9 protein-coding genes and 1 pseudogene are annotated in these 13,479 nt (G+C 58.1%); 8 read left to right on the plus strand and 2 right to left on the minus strand.

Annotated elements, in window-relative coordinates:
• Positions 1-103: pseudogene (locus LZ686_RS17635) on the plus strand (IS5/IS1182 family transposase); the annotation flags it as partial.
• A gap of 1,107 nt (positions 104-1,210) precedes the next feature.
• Positions 1,211-1,948, plus strand: coding sequence for a sugar transferase (locus LZ686_RS17640; RefSeq protein ID WP_349548618.1), 738 nt, complete (start codon positions 1,211-1,213; stop codon positions 1,946-1,948).
• Between the two features lie 127 nt (positions 1,949-2,075).
• Here LZ686_RS17640 and LZ686_RS17645 read toward each other — a convergent pair whose 3' ends face one another.
• Positions 2,076-4,313, minus strand: a complete 2,238-nt coding sequence (locus LZ686_RS17645) for a PAS domain-containing hybrid sensor histidine kinase/response regulator (protein ID WP_139598927.1) — start codon at positions 4,311-4,313, stop codon at positions 2,076-2,078.
• A 638-nt stretch (positions 4,314-4,951) separates the two neighbouring features.
• On the opposite strand from LZ686_RS17645, the gene LZ686_RS17650 reads away from it, so the two are divergent.
• From LZ686_RS17650 to pncA, 3 genes are all read left to right on the plus strand, one after another.
• Positions 4,952-6,556 carry a sensor histidine kinase gene (locus LZ686_RS17650; protein WP_349548619.1) on the plus strand — a complete coding sequence of 535 codons (1,605 nt, stop codon included), beginning with the start codon at positions 4,952-4,954 and terminating at the stop codon, positions 6,554-6,556.
• Positions 6,557-6,579: 23 nt separating this feature from the next.
• Complete coding sequence (locus LZ686_RS17655; RefSeq protein WP_139598925.1) at positions 6,580-6,957, plus strand: response regulator; 378 nt, start codon at positions 6,580-6,582, stop codon at positions 6,955-6,957.
• Between the two features lie 168 nt (positions 6,958-7,125).
• Positions 7,126-7,722, plus strand: coding sequence for a bifunctional nicotinamidase/pyrazinamidase (gene pncA / locus LZ686_RS17660; protein WP_139598924.1), 597 nt, complete (start codon positions 7,126-7,128; stop codon positions 7,720-7,722).
• Positions 7,723-7,806: 84 nt separating this feature from the next.
• Here pncA and LZ686_RS17665 read toward each other — a convergent pair whose 3' ends face one another.
• Entirely contained in the window at positions 7,807-8,280 is a 474-nt protein-coding gene (locus LZ686_RS17665) for a chemotaxis protein CheW (protein ID WP_139598923.1), read from the minus strand.
• Positions 8,281-8,911: 631 nt separating this feature from the next.
• Between LZ686_RS17665 and LZ686_RS17670 the strand changes: the two genes are divergently transcribed.
• The 3 genes from LZ686_RS17670 (at position 8,912) to LZ686_RS17680 (ending at position 13,432) form a co-directional block, all read left to right on the plus strand.
• A complete protein-coding gene (locus LZ686_RS17670) occupies positions 8,912-11,107 on the plus strand; it encodes a methyl-accepting chemotaxis protein (RefSeq protein ID WP_349548620.1) in 2,196 nt (731 codons plus the stop codon).
• 859 nt (positions 11,108-11,966) lie between these two features.
• Positions 11,967-12,119: a hypothetical protein gene (locus LZ686_RS17675; protein WP_349548621.1), complete on the plus strand. Its 153-nt coding sequence runs from the start codon at positions 11,967-11,969 to the stop codon at positions 12,117-12,119.
• A gap of 788 nt (positions 12,120-12,907) precedes the next feature.
• On the plus strand, positions 12,908-13,432 hold the full coding sequence (locus tag LZ686_RS17680; protein WP_349548622.1) for a hypothetical protein: 525 nt from the start codon (positions 12,908-12,910) through the stop codon (positions 13,430-13,432).
• Positions 13,433-13,479 lie beyond the last annotated feature (47 nt).

Consider the following 13,479-nt stretch of genomic DNA (forward strand, 5'->3'; position numbering starts at 1 on the left):
ACGCCTGAAGGACTGGCGACGGGTCGCTACACGCTACGACCGATGCCCGAAGGTATTCCTATCCGCCGTCGCCCTCGCAGCAACCGTCATGTTCTGGCTATGAAACGAGAACGAGTCCTGACCCTAAGAGAGCGGCTGAAACGCTGCGCACCCAATCCACAGGCTGCGCTGCACATCAAACTATGTCCCATACTTGATCAGCTAAGAAAGCCATCGAGCCAGTTTGGGAAAACGTCTAAGTGCTGCGTGATCCGGGCGCGATCAAGAGCAAGCAACTTGAGATCGGCGCGTAACGCGGAACACGGCGGTGGTTTAGGATCACTGCGGTCATGTGGCTGGCGCCTGTCTTCAAGCCGGCTATGAGCAAACCGAATCCCGCCGTGCTCCTGTCTTCTGTCACTGAGGTGGCAGCACGATGCATAAAGGACGTTCAACGCTGTCATTGCTGCCTGCAGCGCCGACGCCACACCCTTCAATCGGTGTGTAGAAGAACCCGCAGCCGGCCAGCTTCGATCACCTCCCCTGAAGCCATCAGACCGTGCTCCAATAGATTTGCCAATAACTCAGCCGAAGCTGTAGGGAGAAACCCTGTAAGCTGACCCGCCGTGGATTTTACCGCAACTGCCGCTGGTTCCGGTGCGCACCTTCGGCTGCGCTGTAGGTACATCCGTTCACCATGCCTGGGTCGTTTTCCGATATAGATCGGACATGTCGTCAAGACCTCGACTTCCCTGTCCGACGCGGCCCGTCTCATCATTGCTGCGACGGCCAGCGCCTTTGTCCTGGGAGCAAGACCGGCTAGCAGAAGACGTCGTTTCATGGTTGTCCTCACATCTGCCACCGGTGGGTGCCGCTCGAGCAGATTGGCAACTGCTGCCTCGGTAAATATTAACCTTCATCACGAACTGCCGTTCCAAATATGTGGTTGTGCCGATCAAATTAGTTAACAGGCCTCATCATCTCCCGGGTAAACGCGGATATAGACCACAGTAAACTCTTATGGTGATCTATGTTAAAAAGCTTTTGGATTCAACCAATTGATGTAATCTAGGTGCCGTACCGTTGTGGGATCCTAAAATCTGACCACGACCGCCCGGCGTTAACCAACTGTCACTTTTTGTGGGTAAGACCGGGGCCGGTTCGGTTGAAACGTAGACAATTTTATTCAATTGGTAATGGATTGTTCGTTTTTGTGCGTAAGGGGTGAGCCGTGTCCAGCTCAGAGAGATCTTCCATCGAATGTTCAGCTGGTAAGGACAGTCGGCCGCTCATCGGTGCATTGACGCTTGATGGCGATACATCGAGTCGATCCAGATCCGCAAAGGAACCCCTACCTCTGGGTGGCGCGAGCAAGCGCACCCTCGATATTGCGTTGATTTTGCTCGTTCTGCCGTTTCTGGGCCTGCTGATGCTTGGACTGGCGCTGCTCATTAAGCAGCGTGATAAGGGGCCGATGCTTTACGGTCACCGCCGCATTGGCTTTGACGGTCGTGAGTTCAACTGCTGGAAGTTTCGGACCATGGTCGTCAATGGCGATGAGGTTCTGGAACAGCATCTGAAAGAAAATCCTGAAGATGCGGTCATGTGGAGAGAGCAACGCAAGCTCACGAACGATCCACGTGTCACGCCCATTGAACAGATGCTGCGGAAATTGAGCCTGGACGAACTCCCCCAGCTTCTGAACGTTCTGAAGGGTGAGATGAGCCTGGTCGGTCCGCGTCCGATCGTGCGCGACGAGTTGGCTCATTATGGTAGCACAGCGCGTTACTACCTGGCGACCCGTCCAGGTCTGACGGGACTGTGGCAGGTCAGTGGACGAAGCGATACGACTTATGCAGAGCGTGTCCGTATGGACCGCCATTACGTGGTGCAGTGGACCTTGCTGAGTGACCTCCGCATCATCGCCAGGACCGTGCCTGCACTGATAACCTCCAAGGGGGCCCGATAGGTCACATGTAGAGCGTCGTAATTATTTGCTAGCGCGGAAGACCTGACTATTCCAAATGTTCAGGTCTCCCAAGCTACCTTAATTGGACCGATCGCAGTTTGCTGCAGTTCCAGGTGCGCATCTTGCGCTAGGAGATAGATGGCCGCGTCGGAGAGATGAAGGTCTCGAGTTGTGCTCGACTGACAGGCTTTGCCAAGAAGACGATGTCAGCCAAACCTTCGTTGGCGGACAGCTTTTCTTGATTGTAGCCGGACATAAGGGCAATGCGGATGTCGGGGTGGGTCTTGGAGACCGCGCAAGCAAGGTCCAATCCTGACTCTCCGGGCATCACCACATCGCTTATCAGCAGATCCAGCCCGCTTTCACGATTGATGATGTCCCGTGCCTCCCTGCCGTTAGCTGCGATGAGGGTATCGCAACCCAAAGAGGCCAGCATTCGTGCAATCACCCGTGCGACCGCCGGTGTATCATCGACCACAAGGGCTTTTCGTTTCTTTTCCGGAATGGCTGCCGCGGCTGGAGCGTCGCCTTCCACATGCCGAGTGTCGACAGGCGCAATGGGGAAGAGCATGGAAATGGTCGTACCCTTCCCGGCCGTGCTGGAAAGCGTCACGAAGCCGCCCATCTGTTCGAGGTAACCGCGCACACGTGACAGTCCCAGACCCGACCCCTGGCCGGGCGAGCGTGTCGTGAAGAACGGCTGGAACACTTGTTCATGCAGATGCTCTGGGACACCGGAGCCGGTATCGGCGACGGAAAGGCATACCCATGCTTGAGTTGCTCCCCCATTGGGATGCGCACGGTGTATCACGCCGAGCATTATCCGAATGGTGCCCGATCCCTCGATCGCATCGCGGGCATTGAGGGCCAGGTTCAGGAGGCAGCTTTCCGCCATGACTGCATCTATTAAAACCGGCGGAACAGCGGTCTCCACCTCCAACTCGATTTTGATGCGCGATGGGATAGCACGTCGCACAAAAGGCGCCCAGGATTGCAGGAAGCGCCCCAGATCCGCTGTCTGCGGCGTCAGCTTCGACTTTCCTGCAAAGGCAAGAAGGCTATCGTTCAGGGACTTGCCGCGCATCACGGCATCGCGGGCCTCCGAGATCAGTATCCTGGCCTCGTCGGGATCAGCGGTCAGTTCCAGTAGCTCGACGTTCCCCAGGATCACCGCAAGCAGATTGTTGAAATCGTGGCTGACGCCCCCTGCCATCTGCCCGATCAATGCCAAGCGCTCACTTCGCTGACGTTCTTCAGCACTATGCCTTTGCTCCGTCACATCGTTGATGAGCACCACCGCATGCCCGTGCCCGTCATGTTCACCCGCCAGCGGCACGGCCACGCATTCCAATATCTCCTGGCGTCCCGAACGGTGGTGCCGCGCCTCGAAATGACACGGCTGCTGCGCTGCAAGCCTATCGCGCACATGGTCGATATTGGGGGTGCAATCCGTCTCCTGCATCACCTCTTTCAGGGTCTTTCCCAACAGCTGCTGCCCATCCTGATCCTGAAGTGCGATCGCCGCGGCGTTCGCATACATGATCGGCCAGAAGTCGATGGCGCCTTCACGTCTCTCAAGCATGACCGCGCCCGTGGTCATTGCGTCGATGGCTGTTCTGAACAGCCGAAGATCACGCTGTTCGCTCACCTCGCGGGTCACGTTCCGGAAGTGGACCGCGATGCCTGTCTGAGCAGGATGAACGGTCACATGAAACCAGCTCTCCAGCGGAGCGAAATAGGCTTGGAATGACTCCGAGTGTCCCGTTCCACTGACAATCCGGTAAGTCCGCTCGAAGATCGTGCCGCGAGATTCGGGAAATTCCTCCCAGATACACTGCCCGACAAGCTCGGTAGGGGGGCGGCGGAGCATCTGTTCTGCAGCCACATTTACGAATGTGAATTGCCAACTTCTATCAAGCAGGAAAAAGCCGTCGGTCATCGTGCGCATAACGAAGGATAGCTCCGCCTGTGCACGCATTTGCTCGTCGATCGCAGCGCGTTCCCGACTGATGTCCTGGAAGGCACCCTGCAGCGCCACCACGCGCCCATCCTGCAGGATCGCCTCACCGATGGTTCTGGCCCAGAACAACCTACCTGTCATGGAGCGGCACTGCACGTCCAGGTTCCACGACGCTCCGTCGGCGAGGCAGGCGTTGACTGCTTCTGTGACTGCTTGCCTGCTTTTTTCGACGTAGAACGACAGGGCAAAGTCCAGGCCGAGTTCCGTTCCCACCGGCACAGCAAACAGATCGTGGAGAAGTGGCGTCCATTCAACTCGATCCTCACCAACGCGGTAATACCACGCGCCGGTCTGGCTGGCGGCGCAGGCGCCTCTCAGAAGACGAAGCTCGTCATGCTGATCCATCGTCAAAGGGTCCCTTTAAATGCGGTCAGATGCCCAAAGGGTTACCGACTAAAATTGCCTTACCACTTTCTTAAGGTTCAGCCGTATCAACTCCCAGATGTAAAATAGTGTTAGGAGTGTGTGACGTGTTTCCGTCGGCGGCAAGACAGGATGCCGATTTTCAGGCTTGCCGGCATGCTTCGCTGGATACCCCGGCTTTAGCGCGAGGTTGGTCATGCAGTAAGACTGAAACCCGACCGCCAGAAAGAAGGCAGGCCCCAGGCTTTTGGCGCGTTCTGGGCTCTTGCGACAACCGGTGACCGTACTCATTGCTTGATGGCGAATGACAGTTGCCGGACGACTCCGATCATTTCGAGGCGACCCTGGAAATGGGCATCAACCGGTAGAAAATGATCCGCAGGTCCATTGACTGGCAACGAGGCTAAGAACTCCAGATCCTCATCACGCCGGGAATGTCGATCAACTTGCCAGAAAAAGAGGAAAAACAAGTCAGGGCCTGTACCCGTTTATTCACGCTACAGTTGCGAAGAATGGATGAGTACCAAAACGTAAGAATTGTCAGCGTGTTTTAAACAGTTAAGGACTCTCTAAGATGGTTCGCTAGGGTACGCTTGAGGCTTCTCGACGAGGACCTGACAATGCAATCTCTGACCCACGTGCCACGTCACCTTTCTCGCCTCTTGCGCATATCCGCGTTCGGAGCGGTGACGCTTGTCAGCATGACAGTGCTAGGGGCAGTGTTCTGGCTATCCCGGGAGTTTGATGAAGACGCGCGGCAAAGCTCCCATCTCATGGTGGAGAGCGGCCTCAATGCCCTCGTGGCCAGCAATGAAATCATCGGACGGGATTACGCGTATTGGACCGAAGCATTCAACGCGGTGAATGAAAACAATATCGACTGGCTGAATATCAATGTCGGATCCGGTGTCTTGGCCGACACGATGCATGTTCTGGTCATCGCCGGTGGGCCGCTGCCGGAAACCCTCGGATGGGCCGACGAAGCGAGTGGTCATCTAGGCACCGAGGATTTCGCCGCCTTTCGCGACGCGGGCTTCGATTTGGCGAAGCGGAGACATCACGAACCCGGCGATGAGCCGATCAGTACATTCGTGGAAATCGATGAGACCTTGTTCACGATTGCGGTCGACTGGATCATTCCACATGATAGGGAGCTGGGTGCTGATGAGGAGAAGGCACTCTTGGTCTCGGCGGTACGGCTTGATGAGGGAACGACGGCGCGGTGGGGGGAAATGTTCCTCCTTGATGGGCTAAATTTCGTTAGAGCTGCTGGTGATATTCAGGGCCGCCAAGCAATCCCCATTTCGGGTCCTGCTGGTCCGCTAAGGTATCTTGTCTGGGCAGCGCCTCAGCCAGGCCTGCAAGCACTCCATGCCGTCTCGGTGCCACTTGTTCTGGCTCTTCTCCTTGTGACGGTCACGCTTGGCCTTGGAGCATTCGCCATCAGTAGGCTTGCCCTTCGGTTGGAACGGGCGCTTGTGGCAGCCGAGGCTGCCGATCGCACCAAGTCGGAGTTCATCGCCAGCCTTAGCCATGAACTGCGCACTCCGATGAATGGCATTGTCGGCATTCTGGAGCTCCTGCAGTTGGAAGATCTGACTGATGGGCAGTGTGAGTTGGTGGCAGTAGGGCTGAGCTCGGCCGAAGCACAGTTGGCTCTGATCAATCATTTGCTCTCATTCGGTCAGATCGACTCAGGGAATAGGCACATTTCCATTGGTTCGTTCGCACCCGCGGACGCAGTGCGGGAGGTGGTGTCTCTGGCGATGCCCCTGGCTCGAAGCAAGGGCCTGCAGCTGCAGGTTCTCTTTGAAGGACCAGTCGATGCTCCACTGCTGGGTGACCGTCTCGCAATCCGACAGATCGCAACGAATCTTATCTGCAATGCGATCAAATTCACCCAGATGGGAGCAGTTTCGGTCGAGCTGAAGGTCTCTCGAACCATGAATGGAAACAGGTTTCGAATTGCGGTGAGTGACACCGGGCCCGGGATCAAGGAGGCCGACACCAATCGGATCTTCGAAAGCTTCGTTCAACTTGATGGCGCAGAGGCACGCGCCGCCGGCGGCGTCGGGTTGGGCCTGGCGATTTCACGACGCTTGGCGAACGCCATGAACGGAATACTTTCCGTCAATAGCATACCGGGGCAAGGCGCAACCTTCGTCTTTGAGGTCACACTCGAAGCTCCCGTCGCCGCTCCCGACACACAGAAACTTGCAGCCTGAGAGGGAATGTATTGGAACAAGCCATGATCCTGATCGTCGATGACAATCCAACCAACAGGTTTATCCTCGCAAAAATGCTGCAAAGCCGTGGGTATGCGGTAACCGAGGTCACCAGCGGATCACGGGCGATCGAGTGCATTCGCGACAATGCCCCCGCAATTGTGCTCATGGACATCAACATGCCCGGGATGACCGGCGTCGAGGCGGCATTGGAAATTACCGACCTCATGGGCTCCGATGCCCCCGCCATCGTCGCGGTCACCGGAGATGACACGTCGCAACGCCGTGCTGAATGCGAGGCAGCCGGCTTTGATGGCTTCATCCCCAAGCCGGTAAGGATGCAGTCGCTTTTCGATATTATCGATCGGAATTTGCAGGGGGGTGGGTTGGAGGTTTGGTAGCTGTCTAAAAACTCAAGATGACGCTCGCTCCGGAACCATCCCTTAGCTTACCTATACCGATGGTGGGCACGCACTCGATTAGATGGGCCAAACCTTGATTGTATGGCCCTTGACCTGACGGTGCGGGCATTTCCCATGATGAGAAACTAGACACCCTATGAGGATCTTATGGCGCGAGCTTTGATAGTGGTCGATCTCCAGCAGGATTTCTGCCCCGGTGGTGCATTGGCAGTCTCGGGCGGAGACGAGATCGTCGGTCCTATCAATGCCCTAATGGACCACTATGATGCTGTAGTGCTGACGCAGGACGTCCATCCTCGAAATCACACCAGCTTTGCGGACAATCACCCTGGGGCAGAACCGCACCAGATCGTCCGGATGCCGTATGGCGGGCAAATCCTATGGCCGGTTCACTGTGTCATTGGTACACCAGGGGCAGATTTCCACGAGCAATTGCATGTGAACCGTGCGGATCTGATCCTCCGCAAGGGGTTTCGCCCGGAAATCGACAGCTACTCTGCATTCTATGAGAATGATCATCGCACATCGACCGGATTGGCCGGCTATCTCCGCGAGCGCGACTTATCCGACTTGAGCTTTGTGGGCCTTGCTCATGATTTCTGCGTTACCTGGAGCGCCATGGATGCCGCCCGCCTCGGCTTCAAGGTGCGCGTGATCGAGAAGGCATGTCGTGCCATCAACGTCAACGGCAGCTTGGCTTCCGCCCGGGACGGGATGCGCCGAGCTGGAGTCGAGCTGGTTTGACGCGTAAGGATCAAAACAATTGAGTAACGACCCATCACCGGAGAACTACTGCCCATATGAATGGCAGCGGAAACGATGTCACTGTTATGCTGCATCGACCCCGTGGGCCGTGGGCAGCAGTTGCGCCAGGTCGATCTTGCGCAGGATGCGTCCGTCCTCCAGCGTGATCATGCCGACGATGAACTCGCGCGCGGGGTTCGATGCAATGTCGGGCACCGCCTGGATGTGATCGTCGTTGATGGGCAGGATGTCGGACACCAGGTCCGCCAGCAGGCCCACGATCCGGCCGGCATGCATCGCGATGATGACGACATGGCGGTGGGACGGCGTCGCCGCACCGAAGCCAAGCCGTGCCGACAGGTCGACGACCGTCACGACCGATCCGCGCAGGTTGATCACGCCTTTGACGTAGTCGGGCGCATGGGGCAGCATGGTCGTGAGGGTCCAGCCGCGAATTTCGCGGACCAGCCCGATGTCGATGCAGAAGTCCTGATCGGCCAGCTTGAAGGCCACGACGTCGCTTTTGCCGACGGAATTATGCGAGATGGATTGCAGCATGCGTCACCCGTTCGATGCCATGGGGGCCATGCGGCGGCCCTGGTCGTTGGACATGGAAAGAAGGATTTCTTCGGGGTCGAAGAACATGTCGCGGAATTTATCTATGTCGGCCATCGTCAGCGGCCCAGGGCTTTATCGATAACATCGATCAGTTGCTCGTCCTTGTCGTCATGCGGTTCCGCCTGCGCCTTCAACAGTATTCATACCCGCTAGCATCTGGGGATTAAGAAAGCCTTGCTGCGGGCGAAGGGAGTCTGAGCAGTGATGGAAACGGTCCTTTAACTGTTCTCGAGTATGGCTTGGCACGTCCTTACAGGAGCCACGTCGTGTTGCATCTCGTCACACCGATACCGAAACCCGCTTTCTTGCATGTCGTGCAACTCTGGGGTGTGGCGGGAAAATGAGACAAGCAGCCTCGCCTGTCCGGTGGCTGCACGCCAGAGGCGGCGATTCCTTGCAGCTCCCTTGTGGATAACGGACTTCCAACCCCTGTGCCCTCTGATCTCCACGGTCAACAGCCGCGGATCGGCAATATCAGCAGGGTGTCAAGCTACGCAGCTGGCTCCTGTGTTTCCATCCGCCACTTTGCCCAACATCCCCTTAGAACTCAGCAACACCGGAGTGTGTTACTATGTTAAAGAACATCCGCATCTCGACACGCATCGCCGGCGGCTTTGGTGTGATCCTTCTGATGCTGGCCCTGTTTGCGGGGTTGACCTGGTCTCAATTGCACAGTCTGCGTGATGTCAGTGCTGAGGCAGATAACGCCGAGGCTCGGGCAATCATCGCCGCTGATATGGACCATGGCGTTGGAAAAGCCACCATCGCAGTCGGAGCATATCTCGAGGCGCCTACAGAAGAGAGCGGAGACGCGGTCATCGCAGCGATCCAGCATGTTCGTGCTCTGGCCGTGGATCTGGATGCCTTGGGAAGCAAAAACGGGGCACCGATGATTGCACTCAAGGACCGTCATCTTGCAGAGGCGCAGGTGTTCATCGACCTGTATCAAGCACGGAACGGTCTGATTGCCCGCATGCAGAAAACCGCAATTGAGCACCGCCGCAACATCGAGCAGTTGCAAGGTCTGTTCGAGGGTCGAGGGGCACGGGATGATGCCTATGCCGCAATGGCCGCATCGAACAGCCTGCTCGTTACCCGCGCCCGGGTCGACCGCTTCCTGTCGGGTGCAGATGTCGCAGATTTCGACGAGGCGCAGGCCCCGTATGAGGAGACGCAATCCCAGCTGCAGGATATCGCCCGCCGCCCCATTCCCGATGATGCCCGCACCTTGGTGACGACAGCCCTGGCCGGCGTTACGGATTACTGGACGGACGCCACGACGCTGCGCGAGCTTGAAGTGAATGTCCGGCAAGCGGTTGCGGCAGTCGAGGTGACATCAAAGGAAGCAGTGGCATTGGTCGAGGTGATCCGCGAAACCGCCGGCGGCCTCTTGGCGGAGGCTGACGCCAGGTTCGAGGAGATCATGCAGACGACCATCGCTGCCATCCTTGGTGGCGTGGCTCTTGCGATCCTGATCGGAATGTCGATTGCGACGATCCTGTCGCGCGATCTTCGTCGGCGGCTGTCGCAGACGGTGGATCAGACACGCAGCTTGGCCAACGGTGATCTGCAGGTCGAAATCAAGGGACAGGACGGCCGAAACGAACTGGCCGAATTGGCGCAGGCCTTGGGAGTGTTCCGCCAAAATGCGATCGACCGGCGCGATCTGGAGGAGCAGGCTCGTCAGGCACAGGATGCCACAGCCGCCGCCCGCGATACAGAAGCCCGTCAGCAGGCGCGCGTTGTCCGTGACATCGGCGCGGGTCTGGACCGTCTGTCCCGGGGCGACCTGACCGAGCAGATCCCCAACCCCATCTCTGACCCGTTCCCGGCCGGATATGACGCGCTGCGCGAGGCCTTCAACACGGTAGTCGAGAACCTGACGGGCACGGTGGCGCGCATCACCGATGTCGCTGATCAGGTCCGTGGCGGGGCATCCGAGATCACCTCGGCGGCGCAGGATCTGGCCAGCCGCGCCGAAACCCAAGCCGCGACGCTGGAGCAGTCGGCCGCGGCCTTGACCCAGATGAGTGCCAGTGTGACCTCGACGGCCGACCGGGCGCGTCAGGCCGAACACGCCAGCCGCCAGAACCGTGATATCGCGCAAAGCAGTACCGAGATCGTGCGCGATGCGGTGACCGCAATGCGGGGGATCGAGGCATCATCCGACCAGATCACCCGCATCATCAGCGTCATTGACGATATCGCGTTCCAGACCAATCTGCTGGCCCTGAACGCGGGCGTCGAGGCCGCACGTGCAGGAGAGGCGGGCCGTGGCTTTGCGGTTGTCGCATCAGAAGTTCGGGGATTGGCACAGCGCGCATCCGGCTCCGCGCGTGAGATCAAGTTGCTGATTTCTGAATCTGCTAGCCAGGTCAAGGCAGGGTCGGCACTGGTTGGACGTACCGGCGACAGTCTGGAGCAGATCCTGGTCAAGGCGAAAGAGGTGTCAGACCAGATCTCGGCCATTGCGCTGGCTGCCAATGAACAGGCGATTGGGCTTATCGAAGTGAATACCGGCGTTAACCAACTGGATCAGGTGACCCAGCAAAACGCCGCCGTCGCTGAACAGGCGAATGCCGCAGCAGCATCGCTGCAGCAGCGGGCCGAAGATCTGACGCAGGAAATCTCGGGGTTTCGTGTTGCAGGACATGGTGTCAGGACCTCAGCGTCGCGGGGGCGGATGCCTGCATCTCTCCCCGCTGTCCAAACGCTTCCCCTGCGGGTCGTCGGTGGACGACCTGAAAGCCAGATGTTCGAGTTCTGATATCTACTAAAGATTACCAGCCCGGACCCACATGCCGGGTCCGGGCTGGTGATTGTATGGTGCCTGTGCCGCCGATTGAAAGCTGGTGCTTCTTACGCGTAGGACGGAAACCCGACAGCAATCGCGTACCCGCAGTCGTCATTCTGAATATTGACCACGCCGCGCAGCTCTGCCGCAAGGACCTCGGAAACCCTCATCCCAAGTCCACCTTCCTCTCCCCCTGCTTTCTCGGCCATGCCGATGTCGTCGTCAGCGCAGGTCAGGCGCAGAACGGTAAACTGCCTCTGGCTGTCTGAAGGGAGTGGCGGAACCTATGTCCGGATCGATGTGGATGGTGACGGCTGCCAAGACTTTGCAGTCTTTGTCGAGCAAGTTCTGGGCTGAGCATGGAAGATTTCATATCTTACGTTTCATGCCATCGGGCATTGCTACTGTTTCGACTCTTCATCCAAAGATGCCAGAGATAGGTGCGAGAACGTTTTGCAGGGTGAACTGGTCCCCGTTTCGACCGGACATTTGGGCATAGCCATGGAGGCTTAGGTATATGCCTGAGCACGTGCTTATGTCTGGGATTGAGATCATCACCGATGGCGTTCGTCGGCGCCGCTGGACTGCTGCCGAAAAGCTGCGGATCGTCCGCGAACGCGGCACGGCGCAGCAGAGTACTCGCGCAGAGAGCTGTGCAGTTCAACGAGCGACGCGTCATCATCAGATGCCACGCCGCGTCCGAGCGGTCGCCTGTCATCTGGTCCGTCCTGAGCGTGTTTCCGCCAGAAAATCAACTTGCGGTTAATCAGTGCAACCAAGGCGTGCGCTCCATGTTAGTGCCGGCGAACCAAAAAATCAGACGGAGACAACCGTGCGGAACACCGTGATCATGGCCATCGCCACCAAAGACGAACTCGATATGATCGTGTCGGCTCTATCAGCATACAACCACAACACAAAATATCGGGCACTGTATGAGAAGCTTATCCGGCAGCAGGATCAGGTGTACGCACTTGCCGGCTGACGGGAGCCACGCTTCAAGGCTAGGTGGGCGGCAGGGGAACACCACTGTTCGCTAATCATCATCGATGCAACTCTTATCACTGCCTCACATCCATGCCGCGTGGATCGGCAAGCATGCATGGCGTGGTTATCTCAGGGAAAAGCGCCTTAGGCCTAGTGAGTATGCCCGATTTCACCCGTCGGTAGAGTCACCTAAACTTGACGTGACACGTGTATGGGACGGGCTATGGACTGGAGCCCTGTACCTCATGCAGATGGCTGGTTCTCATCAGGTATCGTGCATCAAAAGCGGAGGCCCACGCCGTGATGCAACGACACAAGCATATGAAGGTCCCTCTGGGAGCATTGACCCTCGTCGCCTGCCTGATGGCGGCACAAGCGGGTGCTCAGCAGAGTGGCAATAGTCCTCCGACGGCACAAGAAATTTGGCGGCATCTGCCACCGCTGCCAGGGCTGAAGTCTAAGACCTCGCCGGCACCGGCACCGTCGGAAGCAGCCGGGTCGCAGGCCGACACTGCGTCCAGACAACCTGAAGGGACGCCCGGCTCTGGGCTTGAGACCGCTAGGCCAGACACGACCTCCAGCGATCCATCGGTTTACGCCGCGCCAGGGATGCAGAATACCCGCCCCCCAACTCAGACAGATGAGGCTATTCCCCAGCAGGCGATGGCGCGGTCGGAGCCATCTCAGTTGCGCCTCGCCGTCTACGTTCCCGAGCGGAGTGCCACAGATCAGCGGGACCAGACTATCGGATGGCTATCGGCCGAAGGCTGGAAACCCCAGGAAGTCGTGACGCCGATCACGGTCGGCGAAACGCATGTCCGGTATTTTCATCCGCAAGATCGCGCAGCAGCCGAAGATATGGCAGCCGCGCTGGATATTGATGCCCGGGACTTCGTGAGCTTCACACCCTCTCCAGAAGAAGGCTATCTGGAACTATGGTTGGGTGGACCGGGTGCTCCTCCGATCACCAACCCAGTGATTACCCGCGGGCAGATGACGGAACCCTATCAGGCGTTGACTGCGTCGGGTGACGATGGCGGCCCGGAACCGATCACCGAAGATCTTGATCGGGATTCTGGCGAACGGGGGGACAATCCATGGCTGCGACCATTAAATCTTCCCGGTATTTTCGGCCGCAACAAGGGCCCCGAAGATGCGGCCACCACCCGAAGTGGTGGTCTCAGCGCAAGCACCGGCGATAATGGATCTGGCGGGAACGGGTCAGATGGAGCCAGCAGCGGAAGCAGCCCCGGTGGCAGTGGTTCTAGCGGGAACGGCGGCGGCAATGGGAACGGCGGCGGTCGGGACTGAGCAGTGGGCATGCCGTGTCTGAGGACTGCGGGCAGCCAGCGACAAAC

This window comes from Paracoccus sp. NFXS7 (genome assembly GCF_040148865.1).
Lineage (GTDB): Bacteria > Pseudomonadota > Alphaproteobacteria > Rhodobacterales > Rhodobacteraceae > Paracoccus > Paracoccus marcusii.

Bases quoted from the DNA above. Each gene is read 5' to 3' on its own strand.
- LZ686_RS17645 (WP_139598927.1), bottom strand. From the start codon at position 4,313: ATGGATCAGCATGACGAGCTTCGTCTTCTGAGAGGCGCCTGCGCCGCC.
- LZ686_RS17650 (WP_349548619.1), top strand. From the start codon at position 4,952: ATGCAATCTCTGACCCACGTGCCACGTCACCTTTCTCGCCTCTTGCGC.
- LZ686_RS17655 (WP_139598925.1), top strand. From the start codon at position 6,580: ATGATCCTGATCGTCGATGACAATCCAACCAACAGGTTTATCCTCGCA.
- pncA (WP_139598924.1), top strand. From the start codon at position 7,126: ATGGCGCGAGCTTTGATAGTGGTCGATCTCCAGCAGGATTTCTGCCCC.
- LZ686_RS17665 (WP_139598923.1), bottom strand. From the start codon at position 8,280: ATGCTGCAATCCATCTCGCATAATTCCGTCGGCAAAAGCGACGTCGTG.
- LZ686_RS17670 (WP_349548620.1), top strand. From the start codon at position 8,912: ATGTTAAAGAACATCCGCATCTCGACACGCATCGCCGGCGGCTTTGGT.